Source organism: Pseudomonas viridiflava (assembly GCF_900602065.1).
Lineage (GTDB): Bacteria > Pseudomonadota > Gammaproteobacteria > Pseudomonadales > Pseudomonadaceae > Aquipseudomonas.
Genome location: NZ_UWFN01000263.1, coordinates 241,072 through 261,597, shown reverse-complemented (window position 1 = coordinate 261,597; position 20,526 = coordinate 241,072). Strand labels below are relative to the sequence as shown.

General features: G+C 58.4%; 16 protein-coding genes. 7 read left to right on the top strand and 9 right to left on the bottom strand.

All coding sequences use genetic code 11. The features are described 5' to 3' along the window. Positions 1-5: 5 nt before the first annotated feature. Entirely contained in the window at positions 6-2,153 is a 2,148-nt protein-coding gene (locus EE949_RS14915; protein ID WP_430735955.1) for a type I secretion system permease/ATPase, read from the bottom strand. A 33-nt stretch (positions 2,154-2,186) separates the two neighbouring features. Then, on the bottom strand, positions 2,187-3,542 hold the full coding sequence (locus EE949_RS14910) for a TolC family outer membrane protein (protein ID WP_122664975.1): 1,356 nt from the start codon (positions 3,540-3,542) through the stop codon (positions 2,187-2,189). A gap of 420 nt (positions 3,543-3,962) precedes the next feature. On the opposite strand from EE949_RS14910, the gene EE949_RS14905 reads away from it, so the two are divergent. Continuing rightward, entirely contained in the window at positions 3,963-6,842 is a 2,880-nt protein-coding gene (locus EE949_RS14905) for a retention module-containing protein (protein ID WP_122664974.1), read from the top strand. A 119-nt stretch (positions 6,843-6,961) separates the two neighbouring features. Here EE949_RS14905 and EE949_RS14900 read toward each other — a convergent pair whose 3' ends face one another. Both EE949_RS14900 and EE949_RS14895 read right to left on the bottom strand, forming a co-directional pair. Further along, entirely contained in the window at positions 6,962-7,363 is a 402-nt protein-coding gene (locus EE949_RS14900; RefSeq protein ID WP_122664973.1) for a YbaN family protein, read from the bottom strand. 10 nt (positions 7,364-7,373) lie between these two features. Beyond that, positions 7,374-7,961: a YecA family protein gene (locus tag EE949_RS14895; RefSeq protein WP_087265463.1), complete on the bottom strand. Its 588-nt coding sequence runs from the start codon at positions 7,959-7,961 to the stop codon at positions 7,374-7,376. Positions 7,962-8,137: 176 nt separating this feature from the next. Here EE949_RS14895 and recQ point away from each other — a divergent pair, with 176 nt between their 5' ends. The 4 genes from recQ to EE949_RS14875 all read left to right on the top strand — a co-directional run bounded on the left by recQ (position 8,138) and on the right by EE949_RS14875 (position 13,779). Then, a complete protein-coding gene (gene recQ, locus EE949_RS14890) occupies positions 8,138-10,267 on the top strand; it encodes a DNA helicase RecQ (protein WP_122664972.1) in 2,130 nt (709 codons plus the stop codon). 276 nt (positions 10,268-10,543) lie between these two features. Next, positions 10,544-10,978: a MarR family transcriptional regulator gene (locus EE949_RS14885; RefSeq protein ID WP_122664971.1), complete on the top strand. Its 435-nt coding sequence runs from the start codon at positions 10,544-10,546 to the stop codon at positions 10,976-10,978. Between the two features lie 103 nt (positions 10,979-11,081). Next, positions 11,082-13,229, top strand: coding sequence for a FimV/HubP family polar landmark protein (locus EE949_RS14880; RefSeq protein WP_122664970.1), 2,148 nt, complete (start codon positions 11,082-11,084; stop codon positions 13,227-13,229). A gap of 253 nt (positions 13,230-13,482) precedes the next feature. Further along, the gene (locus EE949_RS14875; protein ID WP_122664969.1) at positions 13,483-13,779 is read left to right on the top strand and encodes a SelT/SelW/SelH family protein; all 297 of its coding nucleotides are present in this window, start codon (positions 13,483-13,485) and stop codon (positions 13,777-13,779) included. Here EE949_RS14875 and EE949_RS14870 read toward each other — a convergent pair. Next, a complete protein-coding gene (locus tag EE949_RS14870; RefSeq protein ID WP_122664968.1) occupies positions 13,773-14,654 on the bottom strand; it encodes a DMT family transporter in 882 nt (293 codons plus the stop codon). The two genes, EE949_RS14875 and EE949_RS14870, sit on opposite strands and share 7 nt — an antisense overlap. A gap of 324 nt (positions 14,655-14,978) precedes the next feature. On the opposite strand from EE949_RS14870, the gene EE949_RS14865 reads away from it, so the two are divergent. After that, positions 14,979-15,806 carry a UDP-2,3-diacylglucosamine diphosphatase gene (locus EE949_RS14865; RefSeq protein ID WP_122664967.1) on the top strand — a complete coding sequence of 276 codons (828 nt, stop codon included), beginning with the start codon at positions 14,979-14,981 and terminating at the stop codon, positions 15,804-15,806. A 26-nt stretch (positions 15,807-15,832) separates the two neighbouring features. Here EE949_RS14865 and EE949_RS14860 read toward each other — a convergent pair whose 3' ends face one another. After that, positions 15,833-16,144 carry a DUF962 domain-containing protein gene (locus EE949_RS14860; RefSeq protein ID WP_122664966.1) on the bottom strand — a complete coding sequence of 104 codons (312 nt, stop codon included), beginning with the start codon at positions 16,142-16,144 and terminating at the stop codon, positions 15,833-15,835. Positions 16,145-16,224: 80 nt separating this feature from the next. Beyond that, on the bottom strand, positions 16,225-17,679 hold the full coding sequence (locus EE949_RS14855; RefSeq protein ID WP_122664965.1) for a TrkH family potassium uptake protein: 1,455 nt from the start codon (positions 17,677-17,679) through the stop codon (positions 16,225-16,227). 163 nt (positions 17,680-17,842) lie between these two features. Here EE949_RS14855 and EE949_RS14850 point away from each other — a divergent pair, with 163 nt between their 5' ends. Then, the gene (locus tag EE949_RS14850; protein WP_122664964.1) at positions 17,843-18,403 is read left to right on the top strand and encodes a nitroreductase family protein; all 561 of its coding nucleotides are present in this window, start codon (positions 17,843-17,845) and stop codon (positions 18,401-18,403) included. Positions 18,404-18,525: 122 nt separating this feature from the next. On the opposite strand, the gene EE949_RS14845 is transcribed toward EE949_RS14850, so the two are convergent. Together EE949_RS14845 and EE949_RS14840 are read right to left on the bottom strand one after the other, a co-directional pair. Beyond that, positions 18,526-19,863 (bottom strand): HAMP domain-containing sensor histidine kinase, encoded by a 1,338-nt coding sequence (locus EE949_RS14845; protein WP_122664963.1) that lies wholly within the window; start codon positions 19,861-19,863, stop codon positions 18,526-18,528. Positions 19,864-19,929: 66 nt separating this feature from the next. Beyond that, positions 19,930-20,367 carry an LTXXQ domain protein gene (locus tag EE949_RS14840; protein ID WP_122664962.1) on the bottom strand — a complete coding sequence of 146 codons (438 nt, stop codon included), beginning with the start codon at positions 20,365-20,367 and terminating at the stop codon, positions 19,930-19,932. Positions 20,368-20,526: the final 159 nt, after the last annotated feature.

Here is a 20,526-nt window from a genome sequence, read left to right as displayed (position 1 = left end):
GCTCCTTAAACCGCGCCCGGGCCGATCTGGCCCTTGCGCAGTGCTTCGATTACAGCGTCTTTGGGGCCGTCGGCGACGAGCTTGCCGTTGTCCATGACCAGCAAGCGATCAACCAGTGTCAGCATCGACATGCGATGGGTCACCAGCAGCAGGGTCTTGCCCGGTAGCAGTTCGTACAGGTGTTGGCGCAGTTGATCTTCACTGCTGTTGTCCATGTGGCTGGTCGGTTCGTCCAGCAGCAACAACGGTGGGTCGAGCAGCAGCGCGCGGGCCAGGAGGACTGTTTGTCGTTGACCACCGGAGAGCAACTGCCCGCGCTCACCGACTGGCCGGTCGAAGCCTTGCGGGTGCCGCAGGGCCAGCTCATCAACGCCGGTCAGGCGCGCCACCTCAAGCATGCGTGAATCACTGATGTAGCGAGCGCCCAGGGTCAGGTTGTCGCGCAGGCTGCCGGACAACAAGGGCAAGTCATGAGCGACATAGCCGATCTGCTGGCGTACATCAGCGACGTCCAGTTGTCGCAGGTCGAGGTTGTCGAGTAAGACCTGACCTGCATCGGGCGGGTAAAACCCCATCAGTAATCTTGCCAGCGTGCTCTTGCCGGAGCCGCTGCGGCCAATAATGCCGATCCGTTCACCGGGGCGGACCTTGAAGCTGACCGCCGATAACGCTTCAGCCCCTTTGGCTGCATAGCGAAAGCTCACCTGATCCATGCACAGCCCGCCCAATAGCGCGCTGTTTTGCAGGGGCTTTTGCTCCGCCTGGGTTTCCTGAGGCAGCGTCATCAAGGCGTCGGTACTGGTCATGGTCAGTCGCGCTTGCTGATAGCGCGTAATCAAACCGGCGATTTGCCCGAGTGGAGCCAGTACGCGACTGCCGAGCATGTACGTGGCGACCAGCGCACCAACGCTGAGGTTACCGGCGATGATGCTGTAGACTCCGGCAACAATCGTTGCCATGCCAGCGAATTGCTGAACGAACAGTGTGCCGTTGCTGGCCAGCGCGGCAAGGTTGCGGGCGTGGCCGTCGAGGCGGGTCAGGGCGCCGTGGGTACTCTCCCATTGGTGTTGCCGCTGGCTCTGTGCGCCGCAGGCCTTGAGGGTTTCGAGGCCGCCCAGGGTTTCGATCAGCAGGCCCTGGCGTTCAGCACCCAGGGTCAGACTTTTTTGCACGGTGTCGCGCAGGCGGATCTGGATCAGCCAGGCGAAGACGATCGTCAGCGGGAAAGCGATCAGCGGGATCAATACTAGCCAGCCACCCAGCAACCCGATGACCACCAACATCAATGCAGCGAAGGGTAGATCGATAAGGCTGGTCAGGGTCACTGCGGTCAGGAATTCGCGCAGACCCTGAAAGTCATGGATGCTTTGAGCGAAGCCGCCAATGGTCGCCGGGCGTGCTTTCATGGTCATGCCCACGATGCGCTCGAACAGCGTGGCGGACAGAATCAGGTCGGTTTTACGCCCGGCCTGATCCAGCAGATGTGCACGAATCAGACGCAGACCGAGCTCGAACACTGTGCCGATGAGCAGTCCGATGGCCAGCACCCACAGGGTCGACGTGGCCTGGTTGGGTACCACTCGATCGTAGGTCTGCATGACGAACAGCGGCACCATCAAGCCCAGTACGTTGATCAACAGGCTGGCCAGAATCGCGTCGCTGTACAGACCACGGGACAACTTGAGCGTATCGCGAAACCAGGCCTTGACCCGTGGTACCAGCGGCGCACGCAGGTCCTCGAGTTCATGGCGCGGACGGGCGAACAGTGCCTGGCCGCTGTAGCTTTTGGTCAGCTCCTCGCGAGTGACCCATTGCTCGCCACCCTCGCTTTCGCAGGGCAGGATCAACGCCCGGCCGTCCTCCCCCCAACTGCGAAGTACCGCACAGCGCTGCCCGTCCAAAAGCAGTAAAACCGGCAGGCTCAAGGCGTCGATCGCGTTGAGTTCGCGGCGCAGCCAGCGCGCCTGCAACCCTGCCCGGGCTGCCGCACGCGGCAGCAGGTCGGCACTCAAACGCTGCTCCGCCAGGGGCAGCCCGGTACTCAGGCTGGTTCGGCTGGCGGCACCGTCATGCAATCGGCAGAGAATCAGCAGGCCGTCTAGCAGCGGATCATCAAAGCTTGAGCGGGCATCGAGTGAAAAGGGCAATTCCATGCTGGTCACAGGCATACTCCCGAGGCAGAAGCGTTATTTCAGTTCAGGCAGGCGTGCGTCGCTTTTGACTTCCGTCAACGCGATAGCCTCGGAGGGCACCACGACTCGTTGCTTGCGCAGCAATTCGCCCTCGGTCGCGAGCACGCGATACATGGCGAACTCCTCGGTGTAACGCACTTCGGTGTAACGGCGGCTGGCGTTGTACAACTCGTTTTCGCTGTCCAGCAGATCCAGCAGTGTGCGTTGGCCGAGGCCGAACTGATCTTGATAAGCGGCCCGTACACGCGTGGTGGTTTCGGCATATTCCCTGGCAGCGGGCGTTTGCAGGCGAGCATTGGACATGGCGTTCCAGGCCAGCGAGAGGTTCTCGTTGAGCATGCGCAGCGCGTTGTTGCGGATGTCCAGAGCTTGTCCGGTCTTGTAGGAGTCCGAGCGCAGGCGGGCCTTGTCGCGGTTGCCGTTGAACAGGTTGTAATTCATCACTACAGCGGCGCGCCATTCGTTGTCGTGACCTTCTTCGCCTTGCAGATTGTTATTGGCGCCCACTGCCACTTCGGCATCGAAGCGTGGATAGAACGGTGACTTGGCAATTTCGTATTGTTTCTGCGCGGCGTTGACATCGGCCTGAGCGGACTTGAGATAGGGGTTGTTGATCAGCATGCTTTGTTGCGCGGCACTGAGGCTCAACGGCACTTCGCCCTTGATGGATGGCGGGGTCTCCAGCTCGTCAGGCATGCGGCCAACCGCGCTGAAAAAGTTGGCTTCGGCATCAGCCAGATCCACTTGGGCAGTGTAAAAATTGTTCTCTGCCAAGGCTCGACGCGCTGCGGACTGGTCGCGGTCTGCCGTACTGCCCACGCCGCGCTCACTGCGCAGGCCGATCTGATCATTGATGCGCAAGTGAGCCTGCAGGTTGTTCTTGGCCAAAGTCAGCAACTCGCGCCGTTTCAGTACATCGAGATAAACCTCGATGGCCCGCAACGCGAGGCTTTCCGAAGTACCCCGCACGTAATACGCCCGGGAGTCGACTACCGCTTTGGTGCGGCCTACTTCGTTCGGGGTATTGAAGCCATCAAACAGCAACTGGCGCAGGCGCAACTCTGATTGCGTGTAGTTCAGGTCACGATTGTCATGCCCATAAATCGCCCGGGTGGTGGGGTTGTCGGTGCGTTGTCGGCCGTAACTGGCGACCAGGTCCACTGCGGGCAGGTATCCGCCCTTGGCGACATTCACATCCTCATCGGCGGACAGCCGGTTGTTCTTGCTGGCCTGAATTTCCGGGTGGTTATCGAGGGTGTCCTGAATGGCGTCGGTCAACGACATGGCTTGCGCTTGAGCACAGGCCACCGCTAACACCACGGCACTGTAAAGCGGGGTCAAATCGCGCATGAATACTTCTCCCTAAGTAATACTGTTCTTGTTTGCCAAAAAACTGACGATCTGTGCGTTTAAAACCGTATCAGGTTTGTAACATCACAGCTAAGAACAACTTTGGAGGCAGCCAAGACGTTTTTTTCATAACGCTTATGCCGAAAAAAACTTATGAGATTTATTAGAAGCGAGCGATTGTCTATGGATTGATTTGCATAAAAACAGCTATTTACGGTTGTTGGTTTCGAAAATTTAAAGTTATGACGTTTTTATGGCTTTACTGATCTTGATGATTTTTAAAGCGAAAACGGAGTTGCTGATGGGTGTCGGTTTTATGGCGTTTAAATAAATGTCGATCTTTTTCTAGTCCATAGAAGGCGAAAAACAGGCCTTTTTGTAACGGGAACGGGTCGGATTGTTGCGAATCAGGGAGGGAATATGGGCGGGTTTATCGGCACGGTGCGACAAGTGGCGGGTGACGTATTTGCAGTGGCGGGCGACGGTACACGCAGGATTCTGATCGATGGGGATCGGCTGTTTGCCGGAGAACAGTTGCAGACCGGCGGAAGCGGTGCCGTGGCGGTCAATCTCAACGGCGGAGGCGAACTGACCCTCGGACGTGGCAGCAGTCTGCAACTCACGCCGCAGTTACTTAATCATCAGGCCGGACATGTCGAAACGGCGGACGAGCTGACCCCCACCTTGGCTCAATCTGCCGTTCAGCCCACGCAGACTGTATTGCCTGAGCAAGTCATCAGCGCAGATGCGCAGTTGCAAGCCCCTGAAGCGGTTGATGCCGAGCCGGAGGCGGCGGATGGTTCATCGCTGGGAGGCGGGCATTCGGCATTGTTGTTGGCCGAAGTTGGCGGCGAAGTAACACCGGAGATTGGTTTTCCGACCCAGGGCTTTAGCGCTGCTCCCGAGTTCCCCGAAGGGCGTATCGAGGGGCCTGGCGATGCTTCGAGTCGTTCGGGCAGTGTTTATGAGCCTCCGGTTCTCATCGTGCCGCCTACTGATCCTGAACCGCCGACAGACCCTGAGCCCCCGGTCGAGCCTCCCGTCGATCATGCCGTGGAGTTGTGCGGCGGTGAGCTGACGCTTAATGAAAACGATCTGTCCTGCGGCCCCGTCACCCAGTCAGGGGTGTTCACCGTCAATGCGGTCGACGGCTTGCAAAGCCTGGTGATCGGTGGGCTGGCGGTCATCAGCGCGGGCATTGTCGCGGGATTTCCGCTGACCGCGCAGACCCCTTTGGGCAACACATTCAGCGTCACAGGTTATGACCCCACTACTGGCGAAGTCAGCTACAGCTACACCTTGCAGGGTGCCGCTGACCATCCTGCCGGTGATGGCGCGAATGTTACGGGCGAGTCGTTCAGCGTCGTCGCTCACGACAGCGATGGTGATTCGGCCAATAGCACGCTGGACATCAATATTATTGACGACGTGCCTGAAGCTCATTGCATCGAAGTCACACTGAGCGCTGATCCAGGGTGCCCCGGCTCGCCTCTGAACAGCGCCAGTGGCAGTCTGTTGCAGGGCGGTACGTTCGGTGCCGACGGCGGGTTTGTACACTCCATCAGCATTGATGGCACCACTTACAGCTACGACCCGCAAACCGGGCTGTGCGTCAGTTCCTGCGCGGGGGCCGGGGTGTTCGATCCCGCCACGAACAGCCTCACGGTCACCAGCGACGGCGGCGGTACCCTGGTGGTTAACCTGCTCAACGGCGACTTTAGCTATACCCCCTCGGCGAATCCTGACTGTGAGCCTTTGACCGAGAACATCCAGTATGTAATCAGCGACAACGACGGTGACCTGGCTGGCTCCACTCTACAAATCAACGTTCCGGCCATCCAGCCACCCGAAGGCCCGACGGCTGTGGCCGACAACGTCATCACTAATATTCTCGCACCCTGCATCAATATTCCCGGGGCGCTGTTGCTGGCCAATGACGTGCCCGGCAGCGGTGGGCCTTTGGCCGCCAGCCCCACGGTGTTCCATACGGGATGGCAGGCCAAGGGCGAGGGGTTTTCCAATGACTGCCCGAAAGTCATCGATTTTTCCGGTAAACGCGATAACCCCGGTAACCAGTTGAAGAACCTTGAACGCAGCGACTTTGCGAACACCGGTGCCATGACCGCACTAGTGGCTATTACGGGGTATCTGGGGGCATTCAGCGCTTCAGGGGCTAATGCGCAGGACCTTTACAGCGTCAGCCTGGTGGCTGGCGAGAGCGTGACGGTCGACCTGAAAAGTCTGAGTGAGCAAATCGGTGTTCTCTGGCAACTTGACGGTGGCGAGTTTCAATTGCTGGACGCTGGCGGGACCTTTACCGCAACGGAAAACGGTGTCTATCGCATCCTTCTGGTTAATCAGCCTGAAGCCGGGCAACCCGGTCCTGCGCTGCACTATTCCCTTGATCTGGCGATTGATTACAGCGCCGCCGACACCGCGCCGAATCACGAAAGTGCTTACACGGTGAGCGACGGCCATGGCGGCAGCGATTCAGCGGCGGTGAACATCAGTTATCAGGAAGGGTGCACATTGCTGGGCACCACGGGCGACGACGTACTGCTCGGTGGTGCGGGAGACGACAGCCTGCATGGCGGCGATGGCAACGACGTGCTCAGCGGTGGTGCTGGCAACAACGATCTGTATGGTGATAACGGTAATGACATCCTGTTCAGCGGTGCGGGCAATGAAGTGCTGGACGGCGGCGCGGGTAATAACACCGCCAGTTATGCGTTGGCCGAGTCCGGCGTCACTGTCAGTACGGCGCAGCTCGGGCCGCAACACACCGGCGGGGCGGGTACTGACACGTTGATCAATATCCAGAACCTGATCGGTTCGGATTACGACGATCACCTCACCGGTGACTACGAGGCCAATACCATCAATGGCGGTGCAGGCAATGACGTGCTGATTGGCGGCTTGGGTAACGACACGCTGACGGGCGGGGCGGGTCACGACACGTTCAAGTGGTTGGCGGGGGACAGTGGGCACGATGTGGTGACTGATTTCAGTCTCGGGGCTGACACGCTGGATTTGTCGAAGCTGCTGCAAGGTTTTAGCGCGGGTGCGGATTCGCTGGATGACTTTCTACATTTCAAGGTCACGGGCAGTGGTGCGGATCTGGTGTCGAGCATTGAAATCGGATCGGGCGGTGCTTCACAAACGATCGACCTGGCGGGCGTTGATCTGGCGCATCACTATGGGGTCGGGGTTGGCGCGGGGGGTATGGTGTCTGGTGCTGATGCCGGGTCGATCATCAGCGGGATGCTGGGGGATCATTCGTTGAGGGCGGATGTGGTTTGAGGTGTTTGCCTTGAATTGTGTACAGCCTTATCGCGGCATACATATCCGTTACCGCAGAAATGGATATGTACCCAAAAATCCCTGCATGGAAAAGATGTATCGCTTGGGCGACGCAAACTTCAAGCCTTGCGCAACGTCTTCTGCCGCAAGATATAAACCGTCACCAACACCGCACAGGTCACCATGAACACTCTTGCCCAGAGGAACGACACGAGATAACAGGAAAATCCGATGCTGATCCACATCGTCACAATCGCATAAACCTTACCCTTGAGCGGGATGCCATTGCCCTCAAGGTAATCGCGAATCCACGGGCCTAGCCGCGGGTGATTGACCAGCCAGTTATAAAAGCGCGGAGAGCTTCGAGCGAAGCACGCGGCGGCGAGCAATAGAAAAGGCGTGGTGGGCAGAATCGGCAGGAAAATCCCGATGACACCCAATACCACGCTTAACCAGCCAGCGCCCAGAAAGGCATAGCGCACGAAACGGTTACGACTCGTGCGCGGTGCGGCCTGCGCCATAGGCGCAGACTCAGTGGTGGCGAGGCTTGAGGATCGCCGGCTTCTCATCCGGCGCCTGGCACAGCAGGTACAACGCGGTGAGCGCTTCCGGAATCTGCACGATCATGTCATCCATCAGGTTGGCATCAGCCGCGATGTCAGAGAACTCAGGCTGCTCATCGAACAGGCCCGAACCGACCATGATCGGCAACAGCATCTCGCTGACTTCTTCCTCGGCGGTTTCGAACCAGGCGCTTTCACGCAGGAACACACCTTCCATGAAGCCAATGCACCAGCCGCGCAGGTCGGAATCATCCGGCTCGTCGCCCAGGTCCAGATCGCATGGCAGTTCGAACTCTTCATCAGAAGCCAGTTGACGCGCAATGTGCGCCTGCAACTGGATCAGGGTGCCTTCGATTTCTTCGCGCTGCGCATCATCGGCGTAATGCGGTGGCTCGGAGAACAGCGCATCGATCCACTCGCGCTCTGGCACGGTTTCGGCGCAGATGGAAAGAGCGGTCAGGTAGCCATGAGCGGCCACGTAGTCCAGTGCCTCGTCATGCAGCTCATCTGCATCGAGGAAGACTTGCAGGCGGTTTAGTTGCTCAGCGAAGGACATTGACGGACTACCTTGGAAATAAACGATGCTGAATTCTAGGCCCTGAGCGCCTCGGGCGCCAGCGCGGAGGTAGTTGATGCTTAATTTCGACCGCTTATATCCATGCCACCCTTTGCCCATGACTCGTCGGGTATACTGGCGCGCTTTGCAGTGCAGCAGGACATTCTGGGGTTTTTATGCTCGAACAGGCGCAACGCGTACTTAAAGACATCTTCGGCTATGACAGCTTTCGTGGTCGCCAGGGTGCCATTATTGAACGCGTGGCCAGCGGCGGTGATGCGCTGGTATTGATGCCCACCGGCGGTGGCAAGTCGCTGTGTTTTCAGGTCCCGGGCCTGTTGCGTGATGGCCTTGCGGTGGTTGTTTCGCCACTGATCGCCCTGATGGACGATCAGGTCGCCACGCTGGAGGAGCTGGGCGTCTCGGCAGCTGCGCTGAACTCTACCCTGAACGCCGATCAGCAGCGGGAACTGGCTCACCGGATTCGTCAGGGCGAAATCAAGATGCTGTACCTGGCGCCGGAGCGTCTGGTTCAGCCACGTATGCTGGCGTTTTTGCAGAATCTGCAGATTGCCCTGTTCGCCATCGACGAAGCTCACTGTGTGTCCCAATGGGGTCATGACTTCCGTCCCGAGTATTTGCAACTGGGACAGTTGGCAGAGCTGTTCCCCGATGTACCGCGTATCGCCCTGACTGCCACAGCCGACAAGCGGACCCGGGAAGAAATCGTCACCCGGCTGCATCTGCAGAACGCCGAGCGCTTCCTGTCCAGTTTCGACAGACCGAATATTTTTTATCGCATCGTGCCCAAGGAGTCGCCGCGCAAGCAATTGCTGGCGTTTCTCTCCGAGCGTCGTAGCGACGCCGGTATTGTGTACTGCCTGTCACGCAAAAAAGTCGACGAAGTGGCTGCTTTCCTTTGTGAAAACGGCTATCCGGCGTTGCCTTATCATGCCGGCCTGCCTTCCGAGACCCGTGCTGCCAACCAGAAACGCTTCCTTAATGAGGAAGGCCTGATCATGGTTGCGACCATCGCTTTCGGTATGGGCATTGACAAGCCCAACGTGCGATTTGTTGCGCACATGGATTTGCCCAAGTCTCTTGAGGCGTATTACCAGGAAACCGGTCGGGCGGGGCGTGATGGTTTGCCCGCTGATGCGTGGATGGCCTACGGTCTGCAGGATGTGCTGATGCTCAAGCAGATGCTGCAGAACTCCGAGGGCGACGAACGACACAAACGTCTGGAGCACCACAAGCTGGATGCCATGCTGGCGCTGTGCGAAGAAACCCGCTGCCGCCGTCAGACGCTGCTGGCCTATTTCGACGAAGACATGCCTCAGCCGTGCGGTCATTGCGACAACTGTGTCGATGGCGTACAGACCTGGGATGCGACAGAGCCAGCCCGTCAGGCATTGTCGGCGATTTATCGTACAGGCCAGCGTTACGGGGTTGGTCATCTGGTGGATGTGCTGCTGGGTAAATCCAACGACAAGGTGCAGAGCTTCGGTCATCAGCATCTGTCGGTGTTTGGCGTCGGCAAGGCGCGCTCCGAGGGCGAATGGCGTTCGCTGTTCCGCCAGTTGGTGGCACGTGGGCTGGCTGATATCGATCTGGAAGGCTACGGTGGACTGCGCCTTAGTGACACCTGCCGTCCATTGTTGCGTGGCGAAGTAACGCTGGAACTGCGTCGTGACCTGAAACCGCAGACCACGGCGAAAAGCAGCTCCGGCAGCCCGGCCAGCCAACTGGTGCGTGGCGAAGAGCGTGAGCAGTGGGAAGCGTTGCGCGCGCTGCGACGCAAGCTGGCTGAAGAGCATGGCGTGCCGCCTTATGTCATCTTCCCGGACTCGACCTTGCTGGAAATGCTGCGCAGCAAGCCCGAAACCATGTCGGACATGGCTCAGGTCGGCGGCGTCGGCGCACGCAAGCTGGAGCGTTACGGCGAAGCCTTTCTGGAAGTGCTGGGCGGTGCAGCCGAAGCGCCAAAGGTTGTGGCCGATGTACGCCACGAACTTATCAGCCTGGCTCGCGCCGGGATGACCCCTGCACAGATTGCCGGTCAGTTGCAGTGCACCGAGAAAAACGTCTACACCATGCTCGCTGAAGCCATCGGCAGGCAGCAGCTTTCTCTGGAGCAGGCGCTGGACCTGCCGGAAGACTTGCTCAGCGAAATTCAGGATGCGTTCCTGGACGGCGAGGGTGAGTTACCGCCTGTAGCGGCCATCGCCGAGCAGTTTTCCGGGCGCGTACCGGAAGGGGTTCTGTATTGCGTACGCGCTGCCCTGCAGGCTGAGTTCGAGGTTTGATGCAGGCCCATGCTATTCCCGTGGGAGCGAATTCATTCGCGAAGGGGCCGGTACATTCGCAGCCTGTGTATCGCCTGAAACACCGACTTCCCGAATAAATTCGGTCCCACAGGTTTTGCATCGCGTATCAGATTGGTAGGCAGGCTGAGTATCTCCCACATAGCACTGCCTCACCTGTAGCAGATATCCAACTCATATACTTACAACCCCTCACTTGCCTCAATCCTGACGCCATGCTTAGCTGACTAATTATTAGTATCGACCCAGAGTTTCTCTATGCCCATGACAGATGAACACCGCTTCGGCATGCAACTGGCACACATGTCCCGTGGCTGGCGCGCAGAACTGGATCGACGCCTGGCCGATCTCGGGCTATCCCAGGCTCGATGGCTGGTGTTGTTGCACCTTGCGCGGTTTCAGGAGCCGCCGACTCAGCGTGAACTGGCGCAGAGCGTGGGCGTTGAAGGGCCGACCCTCGCGCGCTTGCTCGACAGCCTGGAGGCGCAGGGGCTGGTGCAGCGCCACGCAGTAGCCGAAGACCGTCGCGCCAAGAAAATCGTGCTGTGCGACACAGCCCGTCCCTTGATCCAGAAGATCGAAGCCATAGCCACTGCGCTACGGGTTGAGCTGTTCGCGGGTATTGATGAGGAAGAACTTCGGGTTTGCATGCGCGTCCACACACGGATTCTGGCCAACCTCGAAAGATCCTGAGGCAGACACGCTCCTTCTCGCTCATACTTGCAGCCAGGCATTGAAGTCCACGCCATGTATTGAATATGCAAAGAAGCCTGTTTCGGTTTCTATAAGGGTTCGTATGCGCAATAGCTCTCAGGCGGCTACTCGATCAGGTTTTGCCAAGACCGCTTTTCGTCGCGGCTTGATGGTCGCCGCTTTATCCTCGGCATCTCTGTTCTATTCGACGTTTGCGTCTGCATTGGGCATGGGCGATATCACGCTGCACTCGGCCCTCAATCAGCCGCTTGATGCCGAAATCGAGTTGGTGGAAACCGCCGGACTGAGCGCTGAAGACATCGTCGCGCGACTGGCCTCGCCGGAAGAGTTTGCCCGCGCAGGTGTCGACCGGGTCTTCTTTTTCAATGATCTTCGCTTCACTCCGGTGATTCGCGGCAATCGCGGTGTGATTCGTGTGGTGTCGAGCAAGCCGGTCACCGAACCCTACCTGCAGTTTCTCGTGCAGATACTGCGGCCGGGCGGCGACATGTTGCATGAATACACGTTGCTGCTGGACCCGGCGACGTCTGCGCAAGGTCGCGCTGCAGTGGCGGGTCGCTCCCGCAGCGCCGCGACTCAAGGCTCCGAACAATCACGGATGCCTGTTGCGCCACCGGCAGCACTGGAAGGTAAACGCTACTCGGTTGTGGGCGGCGATACCCTTAACTCCATCGCCCGACGTATCCAGGGCACTGGCTCCAGTGCATCGGCAGGACGAATGGCTGACGGGATCAAGGCGCTCAACCCTCAGGTTTTTCCTAATGGCGACAGTACCGCACTAAAGGTCGGGCAAAGTCTGTTGCTGCCGGACGCCGCCGTGTTGCCTTCTGGTAATCCGTCTCCCGCGCCCACCGCAGCAACTTCGCCGCCAGCCGCAGAAGTTCAGCGCGGTGCCGAACAACTTGCCGCATCGGCCATTGAAAATCAGTTGCTGACCAAGACAGTGGAAGACCTGCGCCTTCAGTTGCAGGCGCAGCAGGCATCGATTGATGGCAAGGACAAACAGATTATTGGTCTGCAAACCGAGCTGGCGGAAAGTCGCGCAGACACTTCGGCACTGGCACCTGTAGCACCTGCGCCTATCGCTGCGGCTCCTTCCGTTAGTGCGGAGCCACAACCAAGCCCCTCGTTGCTGACTTCGCCGTTGCTGTTGGGCGCGGTGGCGATTTTGCTATTGCTGCTGGGGCTGGTCTGGTCGGTGCGTCGTAATCGTCGCAAACAGCCGGTAAGGCAACCGGTCAGCGCCGACCCAACCCTGATCAAGCCAGCGCGTACTCCAGTTGTTCCGGTTTATGACACGCCTGCCGTAACCCCCAAAGTGTCAGGGCCTGTTGTTGCTGCTTCGGCTTCGACTCCTTCGCGTCCAGCCCCGACCCGTCAGGCTGCCGGTAGCACCGACCCGCTGGACGGCGTCAGCATCTATATCGCTTATGGCCGGTTTGCCGAGGCGATGGGCATTCTGCGCGATGCGCTGGTCAAGCAGCCTGAGCGTACCGACGTTCGTATTCGTATTCTCGAACTGTTGGCAGAGCAGGGCGATTCTGCCGGTTTCGCCGAGGAGGAGCAGAGCGCTTTACACAATGGCGTGGAGCCGGAACAGCTTCAGCAGATCCGCTCTCGTTATCCACAGCTCAAGCCTGCCAGTGAAGCGCTGAGTGCTGCGCCCGCCACCCTGGTTGCTGCTGCGCCGCTGGCCGCCGCAGTTGTCCCGGCCGCAATGGCTGAACAGCAACCCGCACAGCTCGATGAAAGTGCGGCTGCCGCGCTCAACCCGGAGCCCGTCGATGATTTCCAGTTGAATCTGGATGATCTGTCGATGGATGCCGACTGGGACCTGGTAGATCCTTTCGACAAACCCGTCACCGCACGTGCGGATGCATCGGTGCAAAAACCGGTCGAAGATCCGGGATTCGCTTCAAACCTCACTGAGCTGCCTGACGTGCAGGAAATTCCGGATGATCGTTTTCTTAGCGATTTTCCCGAGGAAGATGGGGTTGTCGAGTCTAACAACGACGCCCTGGACGATACCTTCCTTGATGGATTCATGGATGAGTCCGGTGAGTTTGATTTGCTTGATCTCGAAGAAGTCCCGCTCAGTAAAGTCAATCAGGCCCAGGTACTGATTGATGACGGGGACATTGAAGGCGCTCGTGAACTGTTGTTGCAGGTGATCGAAGAGTCCGACGAAGAACATCAGCAGACGGCTCGTGCCCTGTTGGCGGGGCTGTAAGCGCTCACGAGTATCCCCATCGCGACCGTCGTAGACTCGGTCAGCTCCTGTTAGACAAAATGCAAATCACTGAATTGAAATGCGCATTCTGTAGGAGCTGCCGAAGGCTGCGAAGCAATCGTTATGACCTGCGTCCCTCGCAGCCTTCGGCAGTTCCTACAGGTCCAATATCTGCCGTGAGACAGCGCTGTGTCAGGGACGCTGAGCGATGTCCAGCAGGAAATCATCTGTCCTTATCCTGGAGATTCTTTCCATGTCTACCGCAAAACCCGAAATAACCATTACCTACTGCACGCAATGCCAATGGTTGCTGCGGGCGGCATGGCTGGCTCAGGAATTACTCAGTACGTTTTCCGATGATCTGGGCAAGGTCTCTCTGCAACCTGGTACTGGCGGTATATTCGTCATCGCGTGTGATGGCGTGCAACTCTGGGAGCGTAAGGCTGACGGCGGATTCCCCGAGGCGAAGGTGCTCAAGCAGCGTGTCCGCGATCAGATTGATCCACAGCGTGATCTGGGGCACAACGACAGGACCAGGCCTGATCAGTGAGTCGTCGCTGCCTGAGGTGGTTTTTTACCGTTCATCAGGCCTGAGACGATGATTGCGATGATGATCAGCGCGCCGCCCAGCAACATGCTCAAGGTTGGGACTTCGGCAAACAGCAGCCAGGCAAATGTGATGCCGTAAACCGGTTCCAGGGCGAATACCACAGCAGCGGTCCGGGCTTTTATCACCGCCAGGCTCGCAACGAAAAGGCTGTGAGCCAGCCCGGTGCAGAGCACACCCAGCAAGCCGATCCACAGCCAGTCCAGGGCAGGAACGGTACTCAATTCAGGGGCCGCCATCGGCAGCAGACACAGCCCCACGATCAGGTTTTGATACAGCGCGGCTTGCACGGGTGGGACGCTTTTTGAACTGACGCGATTGACCAGCGATAACAGCGAAAATGTCAGCCCGGAAAACACCGCCCACAGCAGGCCGCTGGTGGCCTCGCTGGCCAGATTGAACTCGGGTGTCACCAGCACCAGTCCGATACTGACCAGTATCACCAGAACAATCTCGTTGCTGCGGATTCGTTCGCGAAACAGCAGCCCTTCAAGGATCACGGTAAAAGCCGGAAAGCTGGCGAAGCCCAGGGTTGCGACAGCCACACCGGCGACTTTGACGGCGATGAAAAAACTCACCCAGTGCGCTGCGAGCAGGATGCCTGCAAGTGCCAGTCGTGCCCAATCGGCTCGTCGCAGGGTTTGCCACGGGGTATTGCTGGCAAAGCGGGCGAAGACGGCCAACGCCGCAACGGCGAATATTCCGCGACCGAACACGATGACTGAGGGCGATGCACTGGCCAGCTTGCCGAAAACACCGGTGAGGCCAAACATCAGTGCGCCGATATGCAGGGCGCCGAGGGCGGAACGGGGCGTCATGGTGTTCCTCAAGTGAAATTGTTTGTAAACCCAATTCCTGTGGGAGCGAATTTATTCGCGAAGAGGCAGGCACTCCCGATACAGATTTATTGCCTGAAACACCGCCTTCGCGAATGAATTCGCTCCTACAGGGTATCAGGGCATTCTCAAGATACTTGGAGTCCGAAGCTGCGTTTGTACTGTTGGAACGCACGAGTCTACCAGCGCCCACCTGAAGCATTCAGTCCAACTATTCCTGCGCATTGTCATGACATTGCCACAACCCGGTCACATTCGATTAACCGGTAACGGGCACTCTCATGCAAACCCAGCAGGAGATGGTTCATGACCAGTGCTCAGCTTGCCAAACCCAGCCGTAAGCAACGCGTTCGCACCTTGTGGATTTCTGATGTGCATTTGGGCACGCGGGATTGCCAGGCCGAACACTTGTCACATTTCCTCAAAGGCTATCAGGCTGACAAGGTCTATCTGGTGGGGGATATCATCGATGGCTGGAAGCTGCGCGGCGGCATGTATTGGCCTCAGGCCCATACCAACGTGATACGCCGCCTGCTGACCATGAGTAAGCGCGGCACCGAGGTGATCTATGTCACCGGTAACCACGATGAATTTTTACGCCGCTATTCGAAGCTGATTCTGGGCAATATCCAGTTGGTGGATGAGGCCGAGCACGTCACTGCAGACGGGCGCCGTCTGTTGGTCATCCACGGCGACCAGTTTGACGTGATCACACGCTACCACCGCTGGCTGGCCTTCCTCGGCGACTCTGCTTACGAGTTCACTCTGACCCTCAACCGTTGGCTGAATCATTGGCGGGCCAGGTACGGCTACGGTTACTGGTCGTTATCGGCCTATCTCAAGCACAAGGTCAAAACGGCGGTCAGTTTCATCAGTGACTTTGAAGAGGCCATCGCCCATGAGTGCGTCAAGCGCGGGCTGGATGGTGTGGTGTGCGGGCATATCCACCATGCTGAGATGCGCATGGTCGGCGACGTGGAATACCTCAACTGCGGTGACTGGGTGGAATCCTGTACCGCATTGATTGAGCATCTGGACGGCACGATTGAGCTGTTTCGGCTCGCGGACGCTCATCTCAAGCATAAGGAACTGCTTGCTGAAGAAAAGCTTGAGGCCAGCGAGCCGGTAGTCTGAAACGCTGGCGGTTGATGTGCCGTCGGCTAAAACGGAACCTTGCCAGTCAGCATGTCGCGGTACATGACGAAATCGCCCAGCAAGCTATAGAACGGATGCTGAAAAGTAGCAGGGCGATTCTTCTCGAAGAAAAAATGACCCACCCAGGCGAAGCCATAACCTGCCACTGGTACTAGCCAGATCAGGCTCCAGCTGCCGCTGCCAATCACAAAGGCCAGCAGGAAGATCACCAGACTGGTGCCGACAAAGTGTAGGCGACGGCACGAGCTGTCACGGTGTTCTTGCAGGTAGTAGGGATAGAAATCGGCGAAGCGGGTAAACGACTTGGTGGTTTCCATGGCTGGAGTTCCTGATCGTTGGCGCTGTTGATTTAATGTCAGCTGGCTTTTGCGTCAACTGACATTAAACGCCATTACGATCACTGGCGCCAGAATGCCGGAATGCACAGTACCAGTACCGTGATGATCTCAAGACGCCCCAGCAGCATGCCACCCGACAGAATCCACTTTGCGGCGTCGGGCAAGGTAGCGAAGTTACCGGCCGGGCCAATGGTCTCGCCCAGCCCTGGGCCTACGCCGGACACCGTGCTCGCCGCGCCGGTCAGCGCAGTCATCCAGTCCAGTCCCAACAGCGACAGCAACAGGGCGATGCCGCAAATAGTGATGGTGAAAAAGAACGAGAATGTCAGGATCGAGCGCACGATTTCATCGTCCAGACGGTGGCCGTTATAGGTTTGCTTGAGCACCGCACGCGGATGGATCAACTGATTGAGGTTGGCCTTGAGCAGAATGTAGGCGACCTGGAAGCGGAAAATCTTCACCCCGCCAGCGGTGGAGCCGGAACAGCCACCGATAAAGCCCAGATAAAAGAAGAACATCAGCGCGAAGTTGCCCCACAGGCTGTAATCGCCGAGGGCGAAACCGGTAGTTGTCACCACAGAGGTCACGTTCAGGGCCACATGACGTAGCGCGTCGTACCATGGCAGATCGGTGGTCGCCCAGTACCAGGCGCCGAGTACCAGCCAGGTAACCAGCAATAAGCCCAACAAACCGCGAACCTGTTCATCCCTGATCAGGGCTCCACGGTTACCGCGCAAGGTTGCGACATAGAGGGTGAACGGCAGGCTGCCGAGGATCATCACCACAATGGCAACCCAATGCACCGCAGGTTGAGGCCATTTGGCCAGTGACAGGTCAGAAGTGGAGAACCCGCCGGTCGAGATGGCGGACATGGCGTGGTTGATCGCATCGAACAGGCTCATGCCGGCAGCCCAGAAGGCCAGGCTGCCCAGCGCGGTAATGCTGACGTAGGCCAGCACGATAAACTTGGCGACCATATGCGAGCGGGGCATGACCTTTTCCGAGCGGTCGGAAGATTCCGTCTGGAACAGACGCATGCCACCGATACGTAGCAGGGGCAGAATGGCTACTGCCATACCGATAAAGCCGATCCCGCCCAGCCAGTGGAGCATCGAGCGCCAGATAAGGATGCCGGGCGACATGGTGTCCAGACCGCTGAGTACTGTTGAACCCGTCGCGGTAATGCCGGACATGCTTTCGAAGAAGGAGTCGGTGTAGCTGATGTGCTGGGTCAGCAGAAACGGCAGGGCGGCGAACACGCAAACGACGATCCAGCTGGAGACTGTCAGCAGATACATGTCTCGCGGGCGCAAGTGCACGTGTTCCGGTCGACCGGGCAGGATCAGCGCCAGCCCGGCCATGAACGTCAGCAAGCTGGCCCATAGAAAGGAGCGCAGATCTTCGAAGCGGTCGTAAATGACCAGCGTCACCATGGGCACGATCATGGCGATGGCCAGGGTGATCAGGAATATGCCGATAATGAAACCGATGATGCGAAGGGTCGGCAACGCCATGCAGTCACTCTGACTAGGTTCGGGGAAAGGCGCCATTCTACCTGCGGCCCACGGCAAGTAAACCGTGGCCTGTGCGTCGCAGCGTGTAAGTAATTGCCTCGCAGGTTCGTTATCCGTGTGCACAGGCTCTAGAATGACCCATCATTTCTCAAGGAGGTAGCCCATGGTGGCGCTCGACGTATTGCTCAATCGTGTCTCGGTCCCACGATTGATCGACCCGGCCCCGGATGCAGCCCAGCGTGAAATTTTGTTCAGTGCGGCCATGCGTGCACCGGATCATGGCCAGTTGCGTCCGTTTCGGTTTATCACGGTGGAAGGCGCAGCCCGTGAGCGCATGGGGGATTTGCTCGCTGAGGCGTTGCAGGCCAGTGGATCGGAAGTGACACCGCAAGCCTTGGACAAAGCACGCCTCGGCCCGCTACGCGCGCCTTTGGTCGTGGTTGTGGTTGCCCGTCTGCAGGATCACTACAAAGTGCCAAAAACTGAGCAACTGATTACCGCCGGTTGCGCGGCGCACAGTGTTTTGCTGGCGTCTTATGCGCTGGGCGTTGGTGCGGTATGGCGCACGGGTGAACTGTCTTATTCGCCGCTCGTCGCCAAAGGTTTTGGCCTGGCGGATGACGAAGAGGTGATTGCCTTTCTGTACCTGGGTACGCCGCTGAATCCGCCACGGGTTGCTGGCAAGGTGGATGTAGTGGATTTTGTGAGTGAGTGGCAGGGCTGAGTGCTGAAGTACTGAAGTTTTTTCTGTAGGAGCTGCCGAAGGCTGCGAAGCGGTGTGCCAGATACATCGCTTTCGCAGCCTTCGGCAGCTCCTACAGGGAACGTGTGCAACAGCAAAATTAACTAAGCCCCCGAACTCGCCGGCTCCGCTGGCAAATCAATAATCGCCAGAAATCCGCCCTCGGGATGATTACCCAGAATCAATTCCCCACCATGACGTTGTGCGGCGCGACGAGCAATTGCCAGCCCCAGGCCGTGCCCCGGTGCGGCCTGGCCGGGGGCGCGGTAAAACGGCTCGCCCAGTTGCGTCAGGTGCTCAGCCGCTACGCCTGGTCCATGATCGCGCACACTCAATTGCAGCCGGTCGCCGACCCGTTTTGCCTGAATGTCTATCGGCTTGCCGGCCGGATTGAAGCGCAATGCGTTACGCAACAGATTGTCAGTGGCCCGCTCAATCATGTCAGGCCAGCCCTGTAGAGACAGATTGGGCTCAACGCTCACGGCAATTTGCTGGTCACCACCGTCCAGATTTGCATCATTCCTGAGGCGTAAAAGCAACGCGTTGAGATCAATGAGCTCAGCGCTGCTCAGTTGCGCATCAAGCCGCGCCAGCGCGAGGATTTCGCTGATCAGTGCCTCCAGTCGGTCACACTCCCGACTCAGGCGCGGCCAGAGTTTTTCCCGTTCGGCCGGTTCCGCCCGTTCCGCCAGCGCCAGCGCAATACGCAAGCGCGCCAAGGGGGAGCGCAGCTCATGGGATACATCGCGCAGCAACTGACGCTGACTGCCAATCAGGCTTTGCAGCCGCGCGCCCATACGGTTGAAGTCGGTTGCCAGCACACCAAACTCATCCCGGCGGTTAGCGAGCTGCGCAAGGCTGTTCTGCTGATAGGTGGTTTGCCCGAGGTCATGCACCGCACCGCGTAAGCGGCTGAGGGGGCGAGTGATCGACAAGGTCACCAGCAGGCTGAACAAGGTCAGCACCACCAGGGCAATCCCGAGTGCGCTGAGCGGCCACATCAAACTGTCGCGGTGCCACGCATCCAGCTCCGGGTGAGGAATGCGATAAATGAACAGGTAGGTTTCCCCGGATTTTTCACTGGTGTACTCACTGGTCAGGCGACGCCATGGAAGCTGTCGGGGGTCATCGCCCTGGCGAGCCTCAAGAGCGGCAGCGCGGGGCGAAAAGGTGCCGCGCACCACCGGGTCGCCATTGTCGTTGAGGACCTGAACGTCCATGTGATTCTTGCGTTTGAGGCTTTGCAGGTAATCCTGTGCAGCATCTGCGCCCTGGTTTTCGTATTGCTCGGTCCAGGCTTGCGGCAAATGACTCAGCAGCGGATGACGGCTGAGGATCCATGCGTCTTGATTCAGCATGTGGCCGAGCAGAATGGACAGGCCTGCAACCAGGGCAATGGCCAGCCAGAAGCTAGCCAGAATTCGCCAGAACAATGAACGCACGGGACAACCTCAAAATAGAGAAACCCGGCACGCTTGGGGAGTGCCGGGTTCAGGTGGATCAGTAGCTTACTGGGCTTTTTGTGCTTTTTGCGCCTTCCACGCTTCGAATTCAGCGCGTTCGGCCATCTTTGCTGCGCGCTCTTTCTTCATTTCGTCGAATTCCTTCTGCTGCTCAGGCTTGAGCAGGGCGCGGATATCGCTGTCAGTCTTGGTGCGCTTGGCGTCCAGTTCGTCTTTCATGGCTTTCTGGTCAGCAGGCGACAGCTTGGCCAGATACTTTTCAGTGATGTCCTTGCGGTCGTGCATTCGCTCGCCCATCAGTTTGCCGATCTGTTGACGCTGTTCGCGGCTCAGGTCCAGCTTGTCGAAGGGACCGCGGTCATGGTGCATGCCGGCACGTGGACCCTCAGGGCCTGGACCAAAACCAGGGCCATCCCCAGGAGCAGCCATTGCAACGGTAGGCAGTGCAGCAGCGAACATCAAAGCGATCAGAGTCTTGCGCATGGTGTATCTCCTTGTCTCGAATCCGGCTCGTTGCCGGTTGAGGCCAGTTTAGGGAGATCAAGGTCAAGAGCGGTCAGGCTACTGTAAAGCCTTAGTAAAGAGGGGAAGTGACTGGGCTGACATATAGAATTTAACTTGGGGGATTTTGTGGGAGCAGAG

What these genes read in the sequence shown, in the direction of transcription:
- EE949_RS14885 (WP_122664971.1), top strand. Translation starts at nt 10,544, where the DNA reads ATGCCCATGACAGATGAACACCGCTTCGGCATGCAACTGGCACACATG.
- EE949_RS14880 (WP_122664970.1), top strand. Translation starts at nt 11,082, where the DNA reads ATGCGCAATAGCTCTCAGGCGGCTACTCGATCAGGTTTTGCCAAGACC.
- recQ (WP_122664972.1), top strand. Translation starts at nt 8,138, where the DNA reads ATGCTCGAACAGGCGCAACGCGTACTTAAAGACATCTTCGGCTATGAC.
- EE949_RS14855 (WP_122664965.1), bottom strand. Translation starts at nt 17,679, where the DNA reads ATGGCGTTGCCGACCCTTCGCATCATCGGTTTCATTATCGGCATATTC.
- EE949_RS14875 (WP_122664969.1), top strand. Translation starts at nt 13,483, where the DNA reads ATGTCTACCGCAAAACCCGAAATAACCATTACCTACTGCACGCAATGC.
- EE949_RS14850 (WP_122664964.1), top strand. Translation starts at nt 17,843, where the DNA reads ATGGTGGCGCTCGACGTATTGCTCAATCGTGTCTCGGTCCCACGATTG.
- EE949_RS14840 (WP_122664962.1), bottom strand. Translation starts at nt 20,367, where the DNA reads ATGCGCAAGACTCTGATCGCTTTGATGTTCGCTGCTGCACTGCCTACC.
- EE949_RS14870 (WP_122664968.1), bottom strand. Translation starts at nt 14,654, where the DNA reads ATGACGCCCCGTTCCGCCCTCGGCGCCCTGCATATCGGCGCACTGATG.
- EE949_RS14860 (WP_122664966.1), bottom strand. Translation starts at nt 16,144, where the DNA reads ATGGAAACCACCAAGTCGTTTACCCGCTTCGCCGATTTCTATCCCTAC.
- EE949_RS14910 (WP_122664975.1), bottom strand. Translation starts at nt 3,542, where the DNA reads ATGCGCGATTTGACCCCGCTTTACAGTGCCGTGGTGTTAGCGGTGGCC.
- EE949_RS14915 (WP_430735955.1), bottom strand. Translation starts at nt 2,153, where the DNA reads ATGGAATTGCCCTTTTCACTCGATGCCCGCTCAAGCTTTGATGATCCG.
- EE949_RS14900 (WP_122664973.1), bottom strand. Translation starts at nt 7,363, where the DNA reads ATGGCGCAGGCCGCACCGCGCACGAGTCGTAACCGTTTCGTGCGCTAT.
- EE949_RS14905 (WP_122664974.1), top strand. Translation starts at nt 3,963, where the DNA reads ATGGGCGGGTTTATCGGCACGGTGCGACAAGTGGCGGGTGACGTATTT.
- EE949_RS14865 (WP_122664967.1), top strand. Translation starts at nt 14,979, where the DNA reads ATGACCAGTGCTCAGCTTGCCAAACCCAGCCGTAAGCAACGCGTTCGC.
- EE949_RS14895 (WP_087265463.1), bottom strand. Translation starts at nt 7,961, where the DNA reads ATGTCCTTCGCTGAGCAACTAAACCGCCTGCAAGTCTTCCTCGATGCA.